General features: G+C 46.5%; 22 protein-coding genes, 1 tRNA gene and 1 riboswitch. Of the genes, 8 read left to right on the top strand and 15 right to left on the bottom strand.

Features of this window, described 5'->3' with window-relative positions; genetic code table 11:
- Positions 1-255: 255 nt before the first annotated feature.
- A riboswitch (SAM riboswitch) is annotated at positions 256-351 on the top strand.
- Together BM241_RS12450 and BM241_RS06455 are read left to right on the top strand one after the other, a co-directional pair.
- Positions 327-488: a hypothetical protein gene (locus tag BM241_RS12450; protein WP_156925099.1), complete on the top strand. Its 162-nt coding sequence runs from the start codon at positions 327-329 to the stop codon at positions 486-488. It overlaps the preceding riboswitch by 25 nt.
- A gap of 58 nt (positions 489-546) precedes the next feature.
- The gene (locus BM241_RS06455; protein WP_092282324.1) at positions 547-828 is read left to right on the top strand and encodes a type 2 periplasmic-binding domain-containing protein; all 282 of its coding nucleotides are present in this window, start codon (positions 547-549) and stop codon (positions 826-828) included.
- 151 nt (positions 829-979) lie between these two features.
- On the opposite strand, the gene BM241_RS06450 is transcribed toward BM241_RS06455, so the two are convergent.
- Positions 980-1,070: transfer RNA gene (locus BM241_RS06450), tRNA-Ser, on the bottom strand.
- Between the two features lie 3 nt (positions 1,071-1,073).
- The gene (tadA, locus tag BM241_RS06445; RefSeq protein ID WP_035147052.1) at positions 1,074-1,508 is read right to left on the bottom strand and encodes a tRNA adenosine(34) deaminase TadA; all 435 of its coding nucleotides are present in this window, start codon (positions 1,506-1,508) and stop codon (positions 1,074-1,076) included.
- 179 nt (positions 1,509-1,687) lie between these two features.
- Between tadA and BM241_RS06440 the strand changes: the two genes are divergently transcribed.
- From BM241_RS06440 to BM241_RS06430, 3 genes are all read left to right on the top strand, one after another.
- Complete coding sequence (locus BM241_RS06440) at positions 1,688-2,389, top strand: response regulator transcription factor (RefSeq protein WP_092282323.1); 702 nt, start codon at positions 1,688-1,690, stop codon at positions 2,387-2,389.
- Complete coding sequence (locus BM241_RS06435) at positions 2,386-3,849, top strand: sensor histidine kinase (RefSeq protein WP_177206113.1); 1,464 nt, start codon at positions 2,386-2,388, stop codon at positions 3,847-3,849. Before BM241_RS06440 ends, BM241_RS06435 begins: the two co-directional genes overlap by 4 nt.
- A gap of 201 nt (positions 3,850-4,050) precedes the next feature.
- A complete protein-coding gene (locus tag BM241_RS06430) occupies positions 4,051-4,539 on the top strand; it encodes an LURP-one-related/scramblase family protein (RefSeq protein ID WP_025748004.1) in 489 nt (162 codons plus the stop codon).
- Between the two features lie 249 nt (positions 4,540-4,788).
- Here the strand turns inward: BM241_RS06430 and BM241_RS06425 are convergent, their stop codons facing one another.
- The 4 genes from BM241_RS06425 to BM241_RS06410 all read right to left on the bottom strand — a co-directional run bounded on the left by BM241_RS06425 (position 4,789) and on the right by BM241_RS06410 (position 11,683).
- The gene (locus tag BM241_RS06425; protein WP_092282321.1) at positions 4,789-6,117 is read right to left on the bottom strand and encodes a PHP domain-containing protein; all 1,329 of its coding nucleotides are present in this window, start codon (positions 6,115-6,117) and stop codon (positions 4,789-4,791) included.
- Between the two features lie 199 nt (positions 6,118-6,316).
- Positions 6,317-7,354: a hypothetical protein gene (locus tag BM241_RS06420; protein ID WP_143094062.1), complete on the bottom strand. Its 1,038-nt coding sequence runs from the start codon at positions 7,352-7,354 to the stop codon at positions 6,317-6,319.
- A gap of 439 nt (positions 7,355-7,793) precedes the next feature.
- Positions 7,794-10,643 carry an ABC transporter permease gene (locus BM241_RS06415; protein ID WP_242948288.1) on the bottom strand — a complete coding sequence of 950 codons (2,850 nt, stop codon included), beginning with the start codon at positions 10,641-10,643 and terminating at the stop codon, positions 7,794-7,796.
- A 23-nt stretch (positions 10,644-10,666) separates the two neighbouring features.
- Complete coding sequence (locus BM241_RS06410; RefSeq protein ID WP_177206112.1) at positions 10,667-11,683, bottom strand: efflux RND transporter periplasmic adaptor subunit; 1,017 nt, start codon at positions 11,681-11,683, stop codon at positions 10,667-10,669.
- Between the two features lie 134 nt (positions 11,684-11,817).
- On the opposite strand from BM241_RS06410, the gene BM241_RS06405 reads away from it, so the two are divergent.
- Entirely contained in the window at positions 11,818-12,351 is a 534-nt protein-coding gene (locus BM241_RS06405) for a peptidase associated/transthyretin-like domain-containing protein (RefSeq protein ID WP_025748009.1), read from the top strand.
- On the opposite strand, the gene BM241_RS06400 is transcribed toward BM241_RS06405, so the two are convergent.
- The 6 genes from BM241_RS06400 to acpS form a co-directional block, all read right to left on the bottom strand.
- Entirely contained in the window at positions 12,348-12,743 is a 396-nt protein-coding gene (locus BM241_RS06400) for an adenine nucleotide alpha hydrolase family protein (RefSeq protein WP_092282317.1), read from the bottom strand. The genes BM241_RS06405 and BM241_RS06400 overlap by 4 nt on opposite strands.
- 88 nt (positions 12,744-12,831) lie before the next feature.
- Positions 12,832-13,662, bottom strand: a complete 831-nt coding sequence (locus BM241_RS06395; RefSeq protein ID WP_025748011.1) for a YitT family protein — start codon at positions 13,660-13,662, stop codon at positions 12,832-12,834.
- A 151-nt stretch (positions 13,663-13,813) separates the two neighbouring features.
- Positions 13,814-14,164: a type II toxin-antitoxin system PemK/MazF family toxin gene (locus tag BM241_RS06390; protein WP_025748012.1), complete on the bottom strand. Its 351-nt coding sequence runs from the start codon at positions 14,162-14,164 to the stop codon at positions 13,814-13,816.
- 6 nt (positions 14,165-14,170) lie between these two features.
- A complete protein-coding gene (locus BM241_RS06385; protein WP_025748013.1) occupies positions 14,171-14,446 on the bottom strand; it encodes a CopG family ribbon-helix-helix protein in 276 nt (91 codons plus the stop codon).
- Between the two features lie 196 nt (positions 14,447-14,642).
- Positions 14,643-16,232 carry an NAD(P)H-hydrate dehydratase gene (locus tag BM241_RS06380; protein WP_177206111.1) on the bottom strand — a complete coding sequence of 530 codons (1,590 nt, stop codon included), beginning with the start codon at positions 16,230-16,232 and terminating at the stop codon, positions 14,643-14,645.
- Positions 16,195-16,611, bottom strand: coding sequence for a holo-ACP synthase (acpS, locus tag BM241_RS06375; RefSeq protein ID WP_092282326.1), 417 nt, complete (start codon positions 16,609-16,611; stop codon positions 16,195-16,197). Before acpS ends, BM241_RS06380 begins: the two co-directional genes overlap by 38 nt.
- Positions 16,612-16,860: 249 nt before the next feature.
- Between acpS and aroC the strand changes: the two genes are divergently transcribed.
- Together aroC and BM241_RS06365 are read left to right on the top strand one after the other, a co-directional pair.
- Positions 16,861-17,961, top strand: a complete 1,101-nt coding sequence (gene aroC, locus BM241_RS06370) for a chorismate synthase (RefSeq protein WP_025748016.1) — start codon at positions 16,861-16,863, stop codon at positions 17,959-17,961.
- Positions 17,962-18,172: 211 nt separating this feature from the next.
- Positions 18,173-18,583 (top strand): YckD family protein, encoded by a 411-nt coding sequence (locus tag BM241_RS06365; RefSeq protein ID WP_025748017.1) that lies wholly within the window; start codon positions 18,173-18,175, stop codon positions 18,581-18,583.
- Positions 18,584-18,607: 24 nt separating this feature from the next.
- On the opposite strand, the gene BM241_RS06360 is transcribed toward BM241_RS06365, so the two are convergent.
- The 3 genes from BM241_RS06360 to BM241_RS06350 all read right to left on the bottom strand — a co-directional run bounded on the left by BM241_RS06360 (position 18,608) and on the right by BM241_RS06350 (position 23,976).
- The gene (locus tag BM241_RS06360; protein WP_092282315.1) at positions 18,608-19,720 is read right to left on the bottom strand and encodes an MGDG synthase family glycosyltransferase; all 1,113 of its coding nucleotides are present in this window, start codon (positions 19,718-19,720) and stop codon (positions 18,608-18,610) included.
- A gap of 338 nt (positions 19,721-20,058) precedes the next feature.
- A complete protein-coding gene (locus BM241_RS06355; protein WP_035146705.1) occupies positions 20,059-21,879 on the bottom strand; it encodes an L-fucose isomerase in 1,821 nt (606 codons plus the stop codon).
- Between the two features lie 111 nt (positions 21,880-21,990).
- Positions 21,991-23,976: a beta-galactosidase trimerization domain-containing protein gene (locus BM241_RS06350; RefSeq protein ID WP_092282314.1), complete on the bottom strand. Its 1,986-nt coding sequence runs from the start codon at positions 23,974-23,976 to the stop codon at positions 21,991-21,993.
- Positions 23,977-24,112: the final 136 nt, after the last annotated feature.

The raw sequence follows: 24,112 nt of genomic DNA, 5'->3' as shown, positions 1-24,112 counted from the left end.
ATAAGACTGCTGGAGGCTCTTTTAGGTCAAGGACGGGCGCAGCCCGGCGATAGCGAATCCTTGACCTAAAAGAAGCCGGAAGCAGTAAAATTTAAAGATCAGTGGTGATAATTTAACCTGATTCTAGCCAGAGGGAATTTTACACAAAAATTTGGACTTGATCTCAATAATCTCAATATAATTTTTGAAATTTTTGGTTGCATAATACGTTTACATGTGTTAATATAGTCCAAGGTTAACCTGTAAAAATTAACCGCCTTATCAAGAGTCAGGGTAGAGAGTTGGCTCGATGACCCTGCACCAACCTGCAGCCAGGAGGCTGTAAGGTGGTAAAGCCAACATCGATAAGGAGGTGGTCGGATGAGCGAATGATAGCCTTCTTGTCGGGTGAGCGGCAAGAAGGCTTTTATATTTGTCATGCTGTTTACTATCGCACCACCACGTCTGTCTACTACAACTTTATACCTATGCATGCATGTGCTTTTTAAGTCACGCTGCTTTGCCATCAAAAGCTAAAAAATAGCGTTACATATTTTGACCGGAGCGATGATACTATCTGAGCATGATACTTTCGAGGAAGCCATGGAAGCCCTGCTGGATGCTATGAAAAAGGAATCGGATGAAATAAGGAAAATCGAACATGAAGAATTGGAAAAACAAGGGATAAAGGTGCGAACGTTGGAAGAGGTCATAAAGGATATGACCCCCGAAGAGCTGGAGGCGTTCAAAAAGGAAAGGAACGAGAAATTCGTAAAACCCCTCCTGGATGAAAACATCAGCGCTCTGGAAAGATTGAAAAGGCGACTCAACTTAAAGCGCATAAAATAACCTACTTCTATCAATTCTGGCTTAGACACTTCCCATATCCATTTTAAATATAAATCAGCCAACAACTTTATAAATAAGCTACATAATAAGCCGCCAACTCACAAAAATTTATAAAAGAGCACCTCCTGGCTTAAAGCGAGGTGCTTTTTTCTGGCGGAGAGAGTGGGATTCGAACCCACGGTGCGCTCATCACGCACACACGATTTCGAGTCGTGCGCCTTCAACCACTCGGCCATCTCTCCACGTCATTTTTCTCTCTTTTTTCTGAAAAAGTCCTGCATTATCCGCCTGCATTCCTCCTCCATTACACCGCCCACTACTTCTACCTGGTGATTAAACCGCGGGTCCTGGAGAAGGTTATACAGGCTGCCGGCACAACCTGCCTTGGGATCCATTGCACCAAACACAACCCTTTGGATCCTGGCCTGTATAATAGCCCCTGCGCACATCGGACAGGGTTCTATAGTAACATATAATTCACATCCTGTCAACCTCCACCCGCCCAGATACCGAGCTGCCTCCCTTATGGCAACCATCTCCGCATGGAGGGTGGGGTCTCTACCGGTTTCCCTGAGGTTATGTCCCCTGGCTATGATTTCCCCATCCTTCACTACAACAGCACCTATGGGGACTTCATTCATATCGTACGCCTTTTGAGCCTCCAACAGCGCTTGCTCCATAAAACGCCGGAACAATAAAACCACACCCTGTCAACGCTCAGCTCCTTCATTATTATGACACAATGTATTCAGAAAATCAATATACAAAATATATGTGCTTTTGTTTACGTTCGCCAACCAAAATGTGCTCAAAATGTGATAAAATATAATAAATCCTTCAGGGGGATGGGGGAAAGGGCATGCACAGGGAAACCGTACTGGTTGTGGATGATGAAAAGGAAATTGCAGAGCTGGTGAGGGATTATCTTGAACTGGACGGCTTCAACGTCATACTGGCCTTTGACGGTCAGGAGGCTCTTGAAAAATACGATAAACACCAGCCTGATGTAGCCATTTTGGACATAATGCTGCCAAAGCTGGACGGCATGGAAGTGTGCAAGGCCATACGAGCCAAATCCGCCATTCCCATAATCATGTTAAGCGCCAAAAAAAGCGATGCCGACAAGATACTGGGCCTGGGTCTGGGAGCCGATGACTATGTAACCAAACCTTTTAGCCCAAAGGAGCTGGTTGCACGGGTCAAAGCTCAGTTGAGGCGCTACAGGCAATTTACATATGCCCCAAGGAAGGCTGAAGTCCTGTCATTCCATGACCTACTCATCGACCTCAACGGCCATACCGTATATGTAGAAGGCCGACCTGTATCTTTGTCCACAAAGGAGTTTGAAATCTTAAGGTTTTTGGCCTTACATCCCAACCAGGTGTTTACCCGAGAAGAGATATTCAAGCACGTATGGGGTTATAACGAATACGGGGATATAAATACCGTTACTGTCCACATAAGCAAGATAAGGGAAAAAATCGAGAAAGATCCCTCAAACCCCGTGTACATACAAACTGTATGGGGTGTGGGTTACAAATTTACAGGAGGGGACACATGAGGTTCACTTTCCGCACAAAGTTGATATTATCCTTTCTAAGCATTATAACCATACCTGTCATCATCACTCTAATATTTATAAACCTGGCCACCGTAAACATAAAGACCGATCCCGAAATAATCAGGTTTTCCAAGATAGAGTTAAGGTTCCAAAAAATTATAGATCTGGTTACACAAAACTATTTCAATATCCAGAATTATGACCAATTTTATGCAATTGTAAGCCCGGTTCTCAGGGAAACGGGCTGCAGGTTGCAGGTCATCGACAGCTCCGGGCGGCTGCTCTTTGACTCGGAAGACAGGGAGGGCTCTCTCGACAACAGAATTCTCAAAGTAAAGATCTCCGACGGCTTTGCTTTAAATCTAGAAGAAGACATAAACGGCATGAACCAGTACTCTTTCCCTGTCAAGATCGACGATAAAGTAGTGGGCAGCATAATAATCCAGTATGACCTGGATATGCTCCCTCCAAAAGTGCTTCATAAAGTGATTCTGTATATAGGCGGAAGCTATATGCTGGGCCTGACATCCCTCGTGATACTGATAATCCTGCTGTCCTGGCTTATCTCGCGAAGCATCCTGGTGCCTTTAAGCGAACTGAATTCAGCCATACAAAACATATCCCAGGGTAATCTCGATTTCACTATAGTATACAACAAAAACGATGAGCTGGGACGCCTATGTCAAGCCTTTGAGCTGATGAGGCGCAAGCTAAAGGAATCCCTGGAAAAACAAAACATGTATGAGAATTCCCGTAAGGCCATCATCGCCAGCATATCCCATGACCTGCGCACCCCCATTGCTTCCATTAAAGGATATGTGGAAGCGCTACAGGACGGGTTAGCGCGGGATCCAGAAAAATTCAACCGGTATCTCAGCATAATAAAAGACAAAACAGACAAGCTTGACCGCCTGATAGACGACCTTTTCCACTTTTCACAGATTGAGCTAGGAAAACTGCATATGGATTTCAAGGTGCAAAACAGCAGGATAATGCTGGAAGAGATACTCTCGCCCATTGAGGTTGAGGCCAAAAACAGCTCATTCCAGCTCGTAGTGCATCGCCCATTACCCGAGGTGTATGTCAAAGCAGATAGCAAAAGAATATCGCAGGTTATAGACAACATAGTTGAAAATTCCAGGCGGTACATACCAAATGATGGGCAAATTATAATAGGTGCCAGGGTTTCAGGGACTTTCCTTGAAGTTTTCGTCAAGGATAATGGAGAGGGCATTTCCCCCGAAGACCTCCCCCATATATTCGAAAGCTTTTACCGTGGAGAGAAATCCCGCTCGCAGAATTACGGAGGCATCGGGTTGGGCCTGGCAATATGCAAGCACATAATCGAGGAGCACGGCGGCAGGATATGGGCAGAGAGTGTCAAAGGGCAAGGCACCACCATCTATTTTACCCTCCCCATAATCAACAGTCAGCATACTGAAGCCGGTTTGACCCAATGAACATTATTTTGTGGCTTTGATGATGTAAAGCGGTATTAAAATAGCCTGTAAAGCTTATATTTATATTATCGAATAATTATTCCGCCAATTAATATTAACGTTCACAAAAACATTAACAATCTATAACGATTTGTTTTTCGAAACCTCTCAATAAGCCAAATATGCACTCAATACTAAAAAATTTAAGAAAGGAGCTTTAAAATGCGATTTTTAGTCAAACAGAAAATATTTTCGTTTGGAGACAACTTCGTCATTAAGGATGACGAGGGGAATGACCGCTTTGTAGTAAAAGGCAAGGTGTTTGCCCTGGGGGATAAGCTGAGGATCTACGACATGCAGGGTCAAGAGCTGTTTTACATCGAACAAAAATTGCTACGGCTCCTGCCCGAATATACCATATACAAGTCAGGCCAAGCCGTAGCAACAGTAAAAAAGGATTTTACCTTTTTTAAGCCGCGGTTTAGTATCTGGAGTATGTACGGAAACTACACCATCCAGGGCAATTTTTGGGGTATGGACTTCTCAATCCTCAAAAACGGCAGGCAAGTGGCACAGGTATCCAAGCGGTGGCTGTCCTTTGGAGACACCTACGGTGTAGATATTGCAGATGACGAGGATTACGCGTTCATACTGGCCCTGGTAATCGTAATAGATCAGGTACTCCATGATGATAGGCATAATAATCGATAATGAGTAGGAAGAACATCAATGCCAATGTATACCAGTACCAGTGGCCTTACCATTATAAACTGCTCTCACCTGTATAGGCGGTAGCTTTATAAAAAGCTTGTAGGTGGTTCACGCTCCTCATTGATGAACTTTCAAATAGCAGACGACTCCTCAGCTGCTCTGAAGCAATGTATATTTGCTATCACTCAGACAATATTTCATCATTGCGGCTTTAGTTTTGAGCAGCAAATTGAACCACAAAATTTAACTTTACTTCGCCCAGTAATGGTCCATCAGTTCATAAGTCTGGCCCTTTACCATCTTCAGCCTTTGGGCTGCATCCTTCTCTCCTCTTATATACCTCAGCATCAGGTCCCCTTCTTCATAACACAGCTCATCATGTTTAGGAAATATTTCTCGCAAAAGGAAAAGAGCGTACTTGACCAGCCTTAAAGGTCCAAAAACCCTCGCCGGACAATCAGGCAGCTTTTCTACCGCTACGCTGTAGTAATTCTTTATAGATTCCTTTATATCATCCAGTTCCAGCCCCTCAGAGAAGACTATGGTGTATATCCATCCAAATGCTACATCACGCTCACAGCCATGAGCATCGCTACATCCCACAATGGCTATTTTATTGCCCTTCGCACGCTGCTCATTGTAATGAGCCACCTGCAGCATGTTGGAATCAACTTGAAGCCCGCCTATTCCTAGAAGTTCAAAAGCATCAAAGGGGTGCTTTTCCAACATGTACTCTGTAAATACCGGTGATATGTTGTAACGCCTGCCAACCACCCAGTATGGATGGCAGAATATGCCCAGTCCGCCGCTTTCCCTGATTTTTTCAAACCCCCATACACAAGCTGCGTACTCAAATTTGTTTACTCCAGCCGGGACATCCTCTATACTATTTGCAATGGCCTCAACCTCAGCCCTATATTTATCTTCATTTTCCTGCACCAGTTGGCTGATACTAAAACTTCCTCCAAAGTTGACTATATGTACCTCAACATCAGGCAAATGGATTTCTTCTCCCGGGAATATTTTAAGGTCGATATCCACATCTTTGAAGGCTTCCCTGGCTCGGATAGAAGGCTGATAAGCTCGATGATCAGTTACCGCCATGAAATCCAAACCGATTCTTCTACAGGCCGCCGCTACATACTCCGGAGATTCCTTGCCATCCGACAAATTGCTGTGTATATGTAAATCACCCTTATAAGGACGCCGACGAAATAGATCTTCCTTCAAAGAGTATACAGAAAATGCGCCGATTTCCTTCTCCTCTTCATTCAAGCGGACGGATATCAAAAGGACATGTTCCTGCTCGCCCGCAAAACAATGCCTCACTTCAAGCATTCCATTGGACGGCTTTATCACCCTAGTATAATATTGTTCTCCGCCCTTCTGTGCATGGTAGCTATCCATAGGTATTATTTTAACGACATACTCTAAGTCTGCCTCGAACTTGCAGTGGGCATACAATGGAACGATTTTGACAACGCTTTCACTGTCAGCAGGCACTATCTTGGGATACACATCATAATACCTTCGATAATATGTCTCGCGGAAAATTTCATAAACTTGTGTAATATCCATAATAAAGGCTCCCCTTTCTCAACATTGCTTTTATTTATGTTTGCGCTGCAAATCGCGCAAATCTTTCCAAGAGATAATTTTAATATTTTCCTGCGCAATAACTTCCCTAACTTCCGGGTCCTGAAAAACCAGGTATTCATTTTTTTAAATTTGATATTTTATAGAACAATGTTTTTGTGAACATAAAACTCTCCGGCTATCAAATCCTCTCTCTCCACTCCAAAATTTCATAAGCCTCATCTTCACTATCACAATGTCCTGATACATAAACGCCTTCAGGCGAAATCCTTTCAAAAAGCCATTGTATCTTATCAAGGGTAATTGAGTCACAATTTAAAACCAACAATTTGCCCTTCTTCTGGATTCTCTCGTACAATTTAAGCCATGCCTCGGAAATCACATTTGGGTTGCCAGCACCGGGGACCCATTGTATACCGTCTATCTCCTCTATGTCCAACAACATATCAACATGGGGAATCTCTCCCGGGCCATCCAAATGGTATATGGTATGGTCAAGCCGACAAGCCTGTTCCTTCAAATAGGGAGCCACAAACCTTTCAAACATCTTGGGGGATATCATTGCTGAAAAATCGCACTGTATTGGATACCATCTCCTGGGGCACCACAACCCCATCCAGGCAGAAGTCCCTTCCATATACTGTGATAATATGCCATCAATTTCATCATATACATAATGCCATAGCTCCAAAATTTTATCCATTGCCATCACAACTAGTTCAAGCCGCTCTATGAGGTCTATTAAAAGATTTTCTGTACCTCTTAAAGAGGCCAAAACATCGGCTATTCCTCCTATATCGGTCATTCCTGGCACAAACTTACCCTGGCTTTTTCCCCCTATCAAATGCGCAAGCCTTTTAGTATAAAGCCACCACTCATTGTTTTCATCTAGAGAGTCAAGCAATTTTTCTATATCATCCCATTCCATGGGATGCTCAAACCATGCGGTATCACCCGTAAATTTTAAAAAACCGGTAATATAAGCCGCCAATACTCCTGGACCAAGGTTAAGCCACAGATTGGGATATGCCCCTCCTAAGTACAAAATGTCTTGTGCCCTTCTTTCAAAGTTATCTACTGCCTTTTCGGGATTATCCTTTTCCCTCAGCAGATCCCAGCCATCCCATTTATACGTCTTACCCTTATATTTTTCTTTAGACACAGTGATGCTCAGAAGCGGCTTTTTAGTCTCCTTATTCCACCATTTTTCATACTCCAATTTTGTTAGCTCCCAATCTTTCTTATATAACAAGTGACATCATCCTTTCAGCAAAATTATGCATATAACAAATTGACCTTACAACACCGTAGTTAAGCGTTACATTATAAAAGCCTATACTTTCCTAACCAGGACCGTAGAATCTTTTAATTATCGAGTTAATCATCGAGTGCCATTTCACTAAAAACGAAAAGAAAAACTTGCTGTGTCGCGTACAAAGAACGTTAACCACTGCATTAATCAGTTTTGTATATCGTTGGGGACAGTACCTTATACCACTATTTCATATTCCTCCAAAAAAATTCTAACGCTCAATGTAAACCTTTCACAACGCTATCGTTTTATGCTTCCAAATATAGGTTATGTATACACCCTCCCCCACTATCAAAAAAGCTACTTCTTTTTCGCTATCATAATAGCCGTAAAAGGAAAAACCGCTTTAATCCTCACCCAACTTGATGGCCTGATGTATTTTTATCCTGGATATTATGAAGCCCAAAACCGACAGCCCTATGCTAAGCATCATCAATACGACGGCATAAATCCTGATGTAATCCTCCCGGGCAGCGGCTACCTTGAAGGGCGGTACCTGCTGAGCCGCGCTGTACACCATCTGAAGCAGCGGTACAAACAGATCGCTCGCTATGCTGCCAATAATTATGCCAACCAGTATTGCCGTCCCTGATATCAGCACCTGCTCGCACACCAGCATCCCAATTATCTTTTTGACCGACAGCCCCATGGCCCTGAATATCCCAAACTGAAGCACCCTCTGCTTTATGGATAAAATCCAGTAGATGAGAAAACCGATTGTGCTTACAGCCATAGTCACTATGAATCCCAGCGTCAAGGTGCCGTTGGTGCCCTGCAGCATCGGATCATTTTTCTTTATTATGATTTGCTGGCTGCTATCCTCCAGCCTTTCTATCAGAAGCTTCTTATTTTCAATATCTTTATATATCTGTTCGCTGGTGGCTCCAGGCGCTTTCTTAAGCCACACCTCATAGGGCTCCAGCGCCATATTGGCCTGTATATAGGGTAGATTTGCCACCACAAGATAGGGAGAGCTGGTTTGAATCGGCTCTGTTATATTTGGGTTGAAAGTGGGCCAATAATCCACAAACTCATATACGACTACCTCAAGATATCCCTGATTTCCCCAAGTAATCCACAGGGAATCACCTTTCTGCACCTCAAAATCTTTCTTAAATGACGTTGATACCAGCGCCGCCTGTGGATGGCGCGACATCAGGTTAAGATAATGGTACCAGTGAGGAGTCAGCAAATCGTCGCGGAACCAAGCCACCTTCCCAAATTCGTTGGGTATTATACCCATAAGATAGACCCTATTCACGTTTTGTCTCGTGGCAGTTTGTACCGTTACTCCTTCTTTTCTAAACACTTTAGTTGCCAATTCCACCCCCGAAAGCTCAGTATACGGAAGAAAAGGAGGCTCTATATACTGCACAGGCTCTTCCTCCAACCCCGGAAGCTGCGACATCCCCATCATGGCTGCCGGATCAGTCGGCATTATATCCGGCTTATTATCCTCCCAGTGGGCTTGAATCACTATGTCGGCGCCTATATTGTATCGAATCTTCTCTTCAATATTGTTATTGAGCGTCCGCGCCGCATTAGCGTTAAAAATGCCCACAGACAGAGTAAGAATTATGAACAGCATCAAAAACCTGTCCTGGCCGCTCGACCTTCCCACCTGTATAAAAGCCGCATACAGTACAGGAGACCAAGCCTTTCTGCCCAGCCAGAAGATCAACCTGACCATATATGGGAAAATCCTCAAGAAAACCAGGCCTGCACCCAGTATAAACAGGGTTGAAATGATAAAGAGAAGAGGATCTATGGCAAGGTCAGTACCGCTGACACCGCTCACCATTAGGGCCTGCTGGCGCATTTGGTAGCTGTAAAGCCCATAACCAGCAACGCCTAAAAGAACGACATCCAGAAAATACTTCTTCCACAGCATAAATACCGCTGTGCGCGCCTTCTTCTGCTTGTACTGCACGATTGTGGTTCGCGAAGACAGAGAAGCTGGTATAAGCATGGTAACCATGAATACTAAAACCGTCCAGAGGGAGTAGACATAGGCAGATGTATTTAGACGAACAGGGAGAGCCGTCCTCTGCACAAATTCCAAAAATCCGTTAGACGCTCCTAATAAAGAGCACAACAGCAGCCCCAAAGGCGGCCCAATGGCAATAGCCACAGCGCTCAAAATAATGGACTCCACCAAATATATCAAGAAGATCTGTATGCCGCTTGCGCCCCTGCTCTTTAAAACCGCAATTTCATTCTTCTCGTGCTCAACGATAAGCTGAGATACCATGAATACATAAAAGATCAACATGAGCATGATGGGAACCTGAACAACCCATAGCGTGGTCTTAAGCTGTTTCTCCCGCTCATAATACTGTTCCAGTATAGAAATTGCCGGCATCTTAAAGTCTATCCTCTTGTCGGTAAACCATCGGCTGTGCGATTTGTATGCATCCACAATGGAGGCGATGTTATCCAGGGTTATCTTGTAATAGTCAAAAGCGTAATACCATTGGCCTTTTGTCAGCAGAGAAAATTCCGTCTCTATAAATTCCCTATAGAACAGCGAATAGTCTATCAGAAAACTTTCTCTAAATGCCCAAAGGCCTTGAAACCAATAAGGATCGACCTGCTCCTTTATGGTAAACACGCCAACAACCTTTATCCTAAACGGCTCTGATTCAGGATTGATAAAATCGCTCACCACATAAACCTCATCCAGCCGCAGGTCCAGGTTCTTCATCGCCTCTTCGGTCACAATGGCCTCAATGATGCCGTCCTTCTTTTCGCTGGAGAACAAGCGCCCGTGAACAATCTTTATGTGCTCCTGCAGCCCTGACATGGCCTCTATCTTGACAAACCGCTTTTTGGGTTCCTCTTCCCTCTGAACCTCAGGCAGTGCGGTCATATAATCGATCACAAGGTCCTCCGCCTCGGCCATGACCGGAAGCCCCACATCCCTAATGAGCTCCTGCTTTACCTTTCTGTCAATCATGTGATAGGCCTTTATGCGGTTGCTGGCGTCATAATGCGAATATATGCTAGCCTGTACAAGGCACTGCCCAGGGAAGACCCCGGAGGATATCTGATATTGTTCTAGATCCTTTGTCAGCATCCGTTGAAGCACACCATTTGTATAAATGGGTATACTGCTTATCATGGCCACTGCCAGCACCGCACCCATAAGCAGGCATACGACCATCCACTTGTTGTTGAGCATCTTTCTGAGTACCATCAATATCAAGGCTTAGACCCCCTTTAATTCACAATTACCTGCTCGCCCTCTTCAAGGCCCTTGATGATCTCCACTTCAGTAGGAGTCTCCAGCCCCACCTCAACATCGCGCTCTTTCTTGAGACCATTCTCCAGCACCAACACATACTTACGGCCCATATAGTTTCTCACGAGGTTTCTTGGAAGGACTATGACGTTTTCACGCCTATCCAAAGTAAGCGTAAACTGAGCGGTATCACCCATGGTGACGTCCTCGGGTAGATTAGACACTTCTATACGAACTACGTTTTTAAGGCTCTCATCTGCATCGACGGGGACAGTGGCTGGCGTCATCACCACTTCGCCCTCATACACCTTATCGCGTATCTTCACCTCTACCTTCATGCCCACCTGAAAATCCGAAAGATTGCTGCCTGAATACTGCAGCTGAAGCTTAGTAGGATCGGCTATCTTTACAAGGGTGGAATACGCATCTATGTAATCGCCCTGCCCCAACCGGTTATCCACGTAGACCACAGTGCCATCCATGGTGGACACCAGTTTGGCTTCTTCCAATTGGCGCTGCAGATTTTTTAACTGGAGTCTTGCCAGTTCAATGTCACAGGCAGCTATCGCTAAGGAGTATTTATCTCCCCCCGACTCTTTGATCTGGTTGTATCGAAGCTGCGCTTTACGAAGCACCAGCTTCTGCTGTTCAATTTCATACTCCAATCCGGCGGTATCGAGCTCAGCCAGTAAATCGCCTTTCTTGACCTTGTCCCCTATCTTAACATGGATGGCCTTTATGCGCCCACCCCGTGCCTTAAAAAACATGTTGCCCTGCTCAACTGAAACAAAGGTCCCTGAGCCGGTAATCTTTTTCTCTATAGTCCCCCTCTTTACCTCCATAACGTCATAGGTAATTTCGGGGGGTTCAATCAATGGCGGAGCCAACACCTCCTCTTCCTTGGGGAACAAATAACATCCGGAAAGGAATGCGCCCAGAAATGCTGTTAATAAAAGGGCTACAACCCCCTTGAATCCCCTGCCATGATTATCCATAATAACCCCTCCAATGCAGATCATAAAATCAAAAAAATCCAATGCCACAAAACCCGGGAAGGTTTGACGGGATGAGTGCTATCACGGCTGATAGGATGAATATATATTTATGTGAATGGTGGAGGTGAAATGCTGTGTATGATCGGATCAAATCCTTGATGACCATTGTTGTGATAATGGTGGTGATTGTTTCATTGATAAGCAACGGCTATTCCTTATATGACGGAAATTTTAAGCATCATATTGAAGCATTTTCACAAATAAACCCTACATATGAACCTCATTACGGGTATATACAACCCCAGGTGGTGGACGGGTTTACCGAAAGGCCTATTGAAGGGGCGGCTGTAGTAATCCCTGAGCTGGGAAAAAAGTTTATGACCAACGCCCAGGGCTTAACCCCGGCCATCCAGGTACCCATAATCGAAGACGCACACTATAAAAATATACTCCCCAAAACCTGGGGTGAGGTTACTCTCATCGTTTACAAAGAGGGATATATCGACTACGTTTTGTTCCACACCCACGTATGGGAAAATCAATCCCGAAAAGGGCCTAAAATCCTTCTTTTCCCAAAATCAAGAGGCGAGGTGTCTGACCCTATGGCCATAGTGGAAAGCCCTCACAGGCTGTGGGTAAGACAACTTGTGGAAAAGTTCAAACGCTAACTTTGGGGTACAACCCTCAGCTCCAAATCCGGCAAACGCTTCTCCATCTCCTGTATTATGTTTCTATCGCCATCTCCTCGAGAACCGGGCGATTCCCCCATAATCACAATGGAAACATTATTCTTTCTCGCAAAATCCACCAGCGTATCCACCACGCGGTCAGAGCGAAGCACTGTCATCTCAGCCCCCGCCTCTTTGGAGACCTGAAACAGGTAATCCAGGGCTTCCCCTTCATCGGGATTACCCAGAAAATTTACCCCATTTTTCTCCACATGAACTACATATAGTTTAGCACCGGTATAGCCTTTTACAATCTGCTTTCCCAATTTTATTAAGCGTTCGCAAGCCTTTTGTCGCGTCACGCAAATCATAACGTTGCGCTCATTAGCCATTTGATAACCCCCCCCCCGCAAAACTTGGAATTGTAGTATTTACGTCCGAGGGAGCCAACAGGCTTGTCAAAATCCATTTTGGGCCCAATCAAAAGCCCTCACCCATCACTTCCCTCACATCGGTAACCAAAACGAAAGCTAAAGGATCCACCTCGTTTACGATGGCCTTTAGCCGTACCACCTGTGCTCTATTCACCACGCATAAAATCACATTTTTCCTTTGCATGGTATACGCCCCTCTACCTTCTAAAAAGGTGACGCCTCTGTCTATTTCGGTCATAATCCTGTGGCTTATCTCATCGGCATGGTCAGAAACGATGATAAAAGCCTTGGCTGAGTCCAAGCCTTCCAGCACCACGTCTATCACGCGGGCGCTCAAGTATAAAGACACCAGCGCATAAAGCGCCTGGTTTGGTCCAAAAACGATGGCGGCCGTCAAGACAACTAAAAAGTCAACGACAAAGAGTATCCAGCCCACTCCCACCAGAGGGTAAAATTTGTGCACTATCTTGGCAAACAGGTCGGTGCCCCCGGTGGTAGCGTTGCCCTGGAAGACAAGTCCCAAACCAACGCCCATCAGCACGCCGCCGTAAATGGAAGCAAGTATGGAATCATGCGTAAGCGAGGGAACCTTTACAAGATCAATAAATGCCGACAGCAATACCGTAGCCAAAAGCGTCTTAAATCCAAAATCTTTACCTAATTTTTTAACGGCCATTATAAATATGGGCACGTTGAGAAGCAGCATGGTAACGCCCACTGGAATCCCAAAAAGGTAGTACAATACCGTGCCTATACCGCTTAATCCCCCTGGAGCAATCTTGTGCGGTATAAGAAAGAAGTTGAATGCAAGTGCAGTCAAAAACGTGCCTACCACTATGAGCACATAATCTTTTATCAGCAAATACAGCTTCTTCATGCAGTACTCCTTTTTAATCCTTTTGTTGTTTCGAGTGTAGTACTCTCCTCTCGTATATAAGATATATAAGAGTAGATTCCACAGCCGCTATTTCTGCTCCACAATCAGCTTTATTGGCAATCAAAAAATTAAACGCCCGCCCCATCCTGCTTTACAGATCAATAAGTCCCAGGCTTATCTGCAGTGCCTCGTTTACCTTTTCCATAACCTCGGGCGACAGCGTGCATATTTTTTCCCTCAACCTCTTTTTATCAATTGTCCTTATTTGCTCAAGCAAAATGACCGAATCCTTGGGCAACCCATACTCGGATGCGCTAAGCTCCACATGGGTGGGAAGCTTGGCCTTGTTAATCTGCGAAGTGATGGCCGCCACGATGACGGTGGGACTGTATTTGTTTCCTATATCGTTTTGTACTATGAGCACCGGCCTCACTCCGCCCTGCTCCGAGCCCACTACAGGGCTGAGGTCAGCGTAATAGATTTCTCCTCTTCTCACTATCATAATTAATCATTCACTCTCCGATAAAAGGGCTTCATAAGTGGCCAACGCCTCGTTGCTGGACTCAAATCCTACCTTGCTCAACTCGGCATTTATTTTTGCCATCTCTTCGTAGCCCTTTTTCATCTTTTCCCTTATTTCCATCTTATGCCTCTCCCTGATGTAAAGTTTCATGGCTTCTCGAATAAATTCGCTCCTGTTTCTCTTCTCAATCGCGACAATCTCATCAACTTCCCTCAAAAGGCTATCAGGTAAGCTCACCAAAATCTTCTTTAATTCAGCCACAGTGGGCACCTCCTATAAATTATGTACTCAAGATTCCCACCTTAACTGCTCCCTAGCAAAAACCGGAGCTTCCCACCTGCACAAAATTACCCCCTGCCTCCACAAACAATGTCAGCTATGTTCATCCAGGAAAGCAGGAAGATTTATGGTCGGCCTCACGCTGATGTGCTAACATACACCATAACTATATTCAGTATTATATACGATGTGACCAACTTTTACAATGCTCTGCCAGCAAATTATACATCTTCTTAAGTGCCAGCGGCACGGCCTCAAGTATATCCCCAGCCACCATTCCTGCCTGACCGTGGGCATCAGCCGCCAAATCGCCTGCATAGCCATGGACAAACGCGCCCAATACCGCCGCGTCAAAAGGCTCATACCCTTGTGCAATAAATCCGGCAATGATGCCGGTTAAAACATCACCGCTTCCCGCCGTAGCCATCCCGGAATTCCCAGTCGTGTTGAAGTATACTCTGCCATCCGGATGGCACACCACCGTAGTGGCACCCTTTAGCAATACCACCACTCCTGTTTCCTGTGAGAACCTTTGTGCCACCTCCACAGGAGACTCCACAATTTGAGCAACGTTCAAGCCTGTCAACCTTGCCATCTCCCCAGGATGGGGCGTAATCACCACAGGCCCTGCATGCTTACTGAGCAGGCTAATATCCCGGGATATATGATTTAATCCATCTGCGTCTAATACTATGGATATATCAATCCTGCCTAAAATATTCCTTAAAACTTCAAACACGGCACCGCTTTTCCCCAGCCCTGGCCCTATGGCCAAAACATCTGCATCCCTCACTAAGTCCAGTACATCATCCAATGCCTCCTCCTGCAGGCACCCCGTTCCATGGTCCTCCAGCGGCCTGGTCATAACCTCGGTCAGCTTGTTCTCCAAAATATCATTTAGGCTGGTCGGTATCCCCAGAGTGACAAGCCCCGCTCCGCTGCGCAATGCTGCCATAGCGGCAAGGCAAGCGGCTCCCGTCATGCCGGTAGAACCCGCCACCACGGCCACCCTGCCAAAGGTCCCCTTGTGTCCCTCGGCAGGCCGCTCTCGAAGCATCGCAGCCGCCTCATCTTCACTCAGTGTAAAGCCCTGCGCTCCAACAGCCTGGGCGCTATCAGGCGGCAAACCTATGGGGACAACATGCAATTTTCCGGTATATTTTCGGCCCGGGTATAGCAGATGCCCCCTTTTTGGATACCCAAATGTTACCGTATTCATAGCCTTTATGGCCGTCCCCATAACGCGCCCATCTGCGCCATTGACGCCAGAAGGTATATCGACAGACACAACTGGAACCAACATGCGATTGACCAGCTGGATCACCTCTGCAAAAATCCCCTCAACCGGCCTGGAAAGCCCTGTACCAAATATAGCGTCAAGCACAAGCGTTACGCTCTTCAAGCTCCCCTCAAGCTTTGCTACATCGCTCTCGTCCCGTACAAAGGACAGGGGCACCCCCAGCTTTTTGACGATATCCAGATTGACCCTTGCATCTCCCGATACAGCCTCTTCCCGTGCCAGCAGAAAAACCTTCACATTTACGCCCTTCAAAAATATATGGCGGGCAACGGCCAGGCCGTCACCCCCGTTATTTCCCATACCCGCCAGCACAACAACCCTATCCCGTTCTTTTAGCGAATAGACCTTTTCTATCACTTCCACCACTTTAAGGGCAGCATTTTCCATAAGCACAATCCCTGGGATGCCAAACTGTTCAATAGCCCTCTGGTCAATTTTCCTCATCTCGGATGGGGTTACGACAACCATGTTCATCCTCCTCAGTTTCGATAACCGCCTGGGCTACTGCCAGCTCCTTTATATGTGATATGGAAATCCATATCCTTTTCCCGCCCAGGCTTGACAACCTATGGGCCGCCCTGCCATGAAGCTGCACATATGGCCTGCCATCAGTCCCGTGAAGCACCTCTATATCCTTCCAGCCCACACCACCCAAGCCCGTACCCAGGGCCTTCATGACAGCTTCTTTGGCCGCAAAGCTTCCGGCAATGGTGTATAGATTATTTCGACGGCTTTTAAAGTATTCCCGTTCCCTTTCGGTAAATACCCTCTCTAAAAAGCGCGTTTTGCCACACGCATTCTTTATCCGCTCAACCTCGATGATATCTATACCAGTTCCAACAATCACCGCATTCCTTCCTTCCAGCCCATTCATTCTCAGGTTTATATATGCTCAATAGTCCCTTACCCTTTGTTATTCCGCTCTGCTCTCATTCCGCTCTACTACTCCCGTATTAACGGTGATCCCTATCGCCCTTCTCCAGTATATTTTAACATATCTTTTCTCTTAATTCACCACCAATTTAATCAAGGGATGCTGTACAGCATGGCTCCAAAATGGTACAATTCTGTAAAATTCAATGCCAAGGAGGTCTATATGTCAGGTTCAACCATCGGAAAGAACTTCACCGTCACCACCTGGGGAGAGTCCCATGGCAAAGCCCTGGGCGTGGTTGTGGACGGATGCCCGGCCGGCATTCCATTATGTGAAGAGGATATACAGAGGGATTTGGACAGGCGAAAGCCGGGACAATCCCCCTACTCCACACCGCGGCGCGAAGAAGACAAAGTGACAATACTGTCAGGCGTGTTCCAAGGCGTAACCACGGGTACGCCCATATCCCTCATCATCGCCAATCAGGACCAGCATTCAAAAGACTACTCCCAGGTCGCACATGTATATCGCCCTGGCCACGCCGACTATACCTATCATCACAAATACGGAATATGGGATTACAGGGGCGGTGGCCGCGCCTCAGGCAGGGAAACAGCCGCCCGGGTAGCCGCCGGCGCCATCGCCAAAAAAGTTTTGTCCCAACTGGGAGTGCGAATACAAGCCTACACCCTCTCTATAGGCCCCATAAAAGTCAACCCGGAAAATTTTGATGAGAACGAGATATACCGTAATCCCCTGGCCATGCCTGACGGCGAAGCAGCGAAAAAGGCTGCAGAGTATATCCAGCAGCTTAAGGAAAAGGGCGACTCGGCAGGCGGGGTCGTGGAATGCGTAATCCAGGGCCTGCCCAGCGGAGTGGGAGAGCCGGTCTTCGACAAGCTCGACGCAGCTCTTGCTAAAGCCATAATGTCCATTGGCGCGGTAAAGGGCATCGAATTCGGCAGAGGATTTGAAGCAGCTTACCTCACCGGTTCACAGAACAATGACACGCTGGTCTACTATCCAGACAGGGGGCTTACCAAACCCACCAACAACTCGGGGGGTATAACCGGAGGGATAAGCGAGGGATTCCCCATCGTATTCAGGGCAGCATTTAAACCCACGCCCTCCATTCGCATGCCGCAAAAGACAGTAACGCATGATATGCAAAACACACAGCTGGTATTGACGGGCAGGCATGACCCCGTAATAGTTCCCCGCGCCGTGGTGGTGGTAGAAGCCATGGCAGCCATTACCATAGTGGATTTGCTCTTCCAGCGCATACTATCCAGGATAGACCTTATAAAAAAGGCGTTGTCTTGATAGGGCTATATTTTAAACAGCTCTCAACAATCTGTGCTTGAGTTTTATTTTTGTAAGCTATGTTTGAATTTTACTCAAGGAATCGGTCAATCATTATATTATATAGATAATTTACAAATTATTCACGCAATATTCACACGATATTCACAACTTTAATATAGAACACGGGTACAATATTAATAAGACAAATCTAAAGAGGAGGTGAACAGACTTGAAGAAATGGTGGATCATGGCCATAGCCATAATGCTGGTAGGAGCCATTGCAGTGCCTATTGCATGGGCCCAAAACGAAAATACGCAAACTCCTTCCAACGCTGCGGGAACACAGCTCACTGAATCACAGAAAAAAGAGCTGGCACAGCTGTACTCAAAAATTACCGAGCTCAAGAAACAAATCGTGGACAAATATCTGGAGTTTGGAGTAATCGACCAAGAGCGAGCAGAATTTATGAAACAGAGAATAGACCAGATGGAAAAATTCCGAACCGAACAAGGATACCTGCCAGGATTTGGCCGTGGCAAATTTAACGGTGGTTTCGGACGGAGAAGAGGTATGGGTTTCGGTGGGCACTGCCCATTTATTCAGCAAAACCCATCACAGCCTACACAAACTTCTCAGTAAAAATAGTTTAAATTAAAGGGGGCTTCAAGCCCCCATTTTTATTTGCTGTATAATGAGGTCAGCCAGCTCATCCGCAGCATATGGCCTGCCTACCTCACGCATCATCTCGATCAAATACTTTCTCCTGCTGTCATTGTGAAACAGCTGGTAAACCGCTTCATCCACCGGAAAAGTCTCGCTGGTCTTAATGGCCAGACCATTGTTCAGCAAGAATTCCGCATTCCTGTCCTCCTGTCCCGGAATGGGGTTTATCAGGATCATGGGAATGCACTTGGCAAGGCTTTCAGATACGGTAAGCCCTCCAGGCTTGGTCAATATACAATCCGAGGCGTCCATCATGATGTCCACATTGTCCACAAAGCCGTAGTTGTAGATCTTTTTCTTTATATCCAGCGAATCAATCTTTTTCTTCAATGAAGCGTTATTGCCGCACACCGAGATTATTTGAAAATCCATATCCATGTTGTCCAGCCTGCGAATGACGTCATCCACATTTCCATAGCCCATGCTTCCGCTCATGACCAGAACCGTGGTCTTATTCTCAATACCCAGCAGCTTTCTGGCCTCCGCTTTGTCCATCTTATTGGCAAACTTTATGAAAATGGGAATCCCAATGGGCCAAACCTTTTCGAGGGGTATCCCCTTTCTTTGAATCTGCAGGTTCAGCAAGCTGCTGGCAGTCACGTAATAATCCAAATTGGTATCTTCCCAAAAAGGATGGACAGTGAAATCGGTTATAATACCCACGCTCTTGCATGACAGCCCCTTTTCCCTGAGATAGCTTATCACCTGTGCAGGGAAAATGTGGGTGCAAATGATCACGTCAGGTTGATATTCACTGAGGAACACCGTCAATTTCCTGGACAAAAGCGAGCTTATTATCTTACCTATGTAGAGCTTTTCGTTAGATTTCTCCAATCTTTCTCCCAGCCGGTACAGTCTCCCGTAAACAGCGGGGGTAAATTTCGTAGAAATGAGATAGGCCTTGGCAACCGATTCGCTCAATATGGGATTTATATACTCAAATATATCCAGCAACACGCAGTCGACGCCTTTAGTCTTCAAACTCTCCATGGCAGCCCTGGCCGTCTGATTATGGCCATGACCTGCTGATACCGATAAAAACAGTGCTTTCACAGCCTTCACCTCTTTCGTTAACGCTCAGCAACCAGATCTATGATACACTCAAATCAAAATTTTGTGAACTATCATTCACTTTTGGGAATCTCAAGTATATTTTGCCATATTTAATCTTAAGTATATTCTACCATGTTTTTTGATAAGTGTATCCCCCCTACTTTCGTAAAATTCCCATTAAGCTAGCAGCTACACTCAAGGACGGTCACCTTGCAAGAAATTTTACAGCATAAAAAATAAGGGGCCTACCCTTCGTGGGAAATAGGCCCCAATGAGCGTATAATCGGCAAATAATGCTTGTAAATCGATGACGGACACTTCAATCAGAACAAATGCACTTATTTCCTGCCATACAGCGGTCCAAAGGCAGCACATGCTCTGTAGTCTGCACCCTCCAAGTCATTTGTACCAAACGCATTCCATGCGCTGGGCCTGAATATCCTGTCCTCCGAGACATTGTGCATGCATACCGGAATTCTCAGCATGGATGCCAGGGTGATGAGCTCGGCTCCAATGTGGCCATAACACACAGCCGCGTGGTTAGCACCCCAGCTGTTCATGACGGTGTATACATCCTTAAAAGCGCCCTTGCCTGTAAGTATGGGAACAAACCAGGTAGTGGGCCATGTGGGATCAGTGCGCTTATCAAGAATATCGTGCACATCCTCAGGCAACTCCACCGTGTAGCCCTCGGCCAGCTGAAGCACCGGGCCTAACCCCTTCACGATGTTTATCCTCGAGATGGTAACCGGCATCCCGCCTCTGGTGGTAAAATCGGTCGAGAAACCGCCGCCGCGGAAGTAGCCCAGGTTGGCATACCTGAACTGGGTTGCGTCGAGGCATCGGGCAACCTCCTCAGGCGTCACTTCCCAGAAGGGCTTAATGGCCGGCTTGCCGTCCTTAGTTTGCTGGCCCGTACCGTCCAATGCCGCCGACCCGGAATTGATGAGATGTATAACACCATTGGCTGCCAACCCTGTTAATTCTTTGCCGGTTACACGCTTTACAGCCTCAGGACTCCAATACGTCCTTACATCTGCAAAGATCTGGGCCGTACCGGTGAGCAGATGCCCAAACAGCATGGCAACGCCGTTTAACGAGTCGTTCTCGGTTGCAAGGATGTAGGGCTGCCTTATGCCGTTCCAGTCAAACGACGAGTTGAGTATGGTCTCCATAAAGTCGCCGTTGGGGAAGTGGTCGGTCCACTGCCTCTGCCCTTGGAAACCCGCCACGATGGCATTGTGTCCCAAGGCTTCCTCCTCAAACCCCATCTCGGCCAATTTTGGATTGCCCACCATAAGGTCACGGGCAATCATTGTCATCTTTATAACCATTTCCCAGTCCTTATCCTTTTTCTCCCTGGAAACCTGCATCTCTGGCGGGTTGTTGTCAGGGCCCTCTTTGCAGTTGGCCTTTACCCAGCGCAAAGCCCGTTCAAACTCCTCTTTATCGTAAATGCCTTCTTCGATGCGCCTTATGAATTCTGTCTCATCTATGTATTCCACGCGCATCCCCAAATAGCTCTCAAAGAAATCGGGATTGACCATGGAGCCGGCAATGCCCATCGATACCCCGCCCATGGAGAGATAGGATTTGCCCCTCATGTTTGCCACAGCCAGGGCCGCTTTGGTAAACCTGAGAAGCTTCTCCTTCACATCGTCAGGAATGGTGGTATCGCCAGCATCTTGTACATCCCTGCCGTATATGCCAAAGGCCGGCAAACCTTTTTGATTGTGAGCCGCCAGCACCGCAGCAAGATATACAGCCCCCGGACGTTCGGTCCCATTGAAGCCCCATATCGCTTTTGGAATAAAAGGATCCATGTCCATGGTCTCAGCGCCGTAGCACCAGCAGGGCGTCACGGTGATGGATACGCCCACCCCTTCACGAGCAAACTTCTCGGCTGCCTGTGCCGCCTCGGCCACCCCACCAATGCATGTGTCAGCAATCACGCACTCAACCGGCATGCCATTGTAGTGCCTGACGTTTTCCTCCAGAAACTTGGCCACCGCTTTAGCCATATTCATGGTCTGCTCTTCCAGAGACTCCCTGACACCTCGCCGCCTTCCATCGATGGTAGGCCGTATCCCGATTTTGGGCATACCTCCTTTAAACCTGTTGTGCGGCGGAATCAATTTCATTCCCTCAACATTGGCCATAAATCTCTCCTCCTCTTTTATGTATTTAAATTTTTGATTTTAGTGTAAAAAATCTATTTTGGTGCACAAAACAAAATTCACAATTTTGAAGCAAAAATGACAGTAATATCATCATTTTACGCCCTGTTCAAACACCACCATCTCGTGTCCTTCTACCCTTGGCACCACCACTTTTACATATCCATCCGTATACTCAAAATCCAGCTGTGTGCCTTTAGGAGCACAGTACACCCTTTCAGGCTTTGAAGAAAGCTTTACCTTCACCTCTACGTTATACAGAGGAATTACGTCTTCTATAATGTCTATCTCCTCGCACCGCCTTTGGGGGATATAATGGAGGATATGGAGAACATACCGGTTATGGGGCTTCTGGTAATTCAAGAGCATATGCGCCGTGGTGGGTGCATTGGTTTCAACCAGCTTATCAGGCAAAAGCAGCCGCAAAGCGTTTACCACCAGCTGCTTATAAACCCTTGCTCCATGCTTGTGATACATTGAAAACACAGGGTGTGCAAAATAGATGACGGAACCTTTCTGCGTAACCGCCGGATATCCGCTTTCCTTTTCAGGTGGCGTCTGACGATGGGAACAAAAATGCTTGTAGCTTCTGTTGAAATAGGGATTCCAGATTGAGGCCAGTACCCTGGTCCCTTCCTGAGGCTTTACCCATAAGCCCCTGTCATACATGACATACTCCGTATCAAACAGGCCCTGATTTATGGCCTCACCCGCCACCACATAGTCAGGCGAGTATTCGGCATCGCCCACCAGCTCAACTCCCATACCCGACAGCACAAATTGTTGCTGACCTCTTGCCATCCCGGATTTGTATGAGAGCAGCAGCTTGCCCCCGTTTGCAACGTAGCTTTCCAGTTTATCTTTTAGGGCCTCATCCAGAGTGATTACATCAGGAAGAATGATGACCCTGTAGCGGCTGAAATCCATCTGTTCATCGATTACATCAAACTGATAATGTGACTCCTCCAGCATCCTGTAAGCGCCTCTCAATGATGGATGGAGCCTGACGGCAGTATCCTCAATCGCTTCTGGCGTAAATACCCCTATCTCGGTCACCGCAGTGACATCATCGCACCATGGTTCCTTCTCTTTTACTTGGCTATACACGCTGCCAATAAGCTTGTATGTAGCTTTATTTATAGCTCCACTGGGATGAAGCTGATCGCCTATGGAGCACTTGGCGCCATGAGCCAGAGCTGTAAAGCATTCATATTCCAGCGCCGCCTGATTCTTAAACCCACCGAAATCGGCCCACGACTTATGGAATCTGCCGGTCATCCCCAGATATTCGTATCCCAAATTCCTGGCATACCTTACAGTGATGGGGAAATGCTCGTATCCCCACCCACCGCTAGGCAGGGATTCCAGCTCTAAATGGGTATACGTATCCAGGGTATCCCTAATTGAGGGACCAATATGCCCTGCATTGTAGAAAATGGTACAGTCTTTATTATACCTGCGCACAGTGGCCGTCATCCTTCTCTTGAAGGCATCCAGAACCTGCTTGGCAAACTTTTTGCGATCCTCCGGGTCTTCAGGGTTTAGCCCCGCCCGTTCCATCCCTTCCATGCAATAGCTGCAACAGCAAGGGTGTTGGATTATTATGTCAAAGAACAAGCCATCCACTTCATCTCCAAACTTTTCCAAAACCTCAATGGTCTGTTCCTCCACATAATCGATGTACGGAGTATTAAAGCATAAATGCTTCCAGCCTGCCTCTAAAGGCCCTGCGCCATAAGGCCTGCCATCCGGCATCCTCTCCAACCACTCGGGATGCTGCTTTGCCATGTATTCATCCCAACCCACGGTTATGTAGATGGGTACCCGAATGCCTACCGCATGACAGGCTTCAATCTGCTCTCGCAAAAGGTCTCTTTTGAGCCCGGGATGCCGCGCAGGAAATTTGGTATCGTAGTAAATCATCCCGTGGTGACATCTGGCAAAGCAGGTGATGGAATCAACGCCAGCTTCTTTCAAGGTGTGAGCAAACTCCTGAGGGTCAAAAGCGTTTCCCACCTCCACAATCTTCTCGGAAGTGTGAAAATCCAGATGAACCTGCCTGAACCGCAGTTTACCCATGTTATCTCCCTTTCTATTCAAATTTGTTTTTAGGTCTTTGTAAATCAAGCAATTAAAAATATAATCCTTTCTAATCAAATTAGATTTTGGAAACCCAGCAACCAAAATATAGCTATCAAAATTGAAACGGTTCAAA

Source organism: Caldicoprobacter faecalis (assembly GCF_900115765.1).
GTDB lineage: Bacteria > Bacillota > Clostridia > Caldicoprobacterales > Caldicoprobacteraceae > Caldicoprobacter > Caldicoprobacter oshimai.
This window is presented reverse-complemented; position numbering and strand designations above follow the sequence as displayed.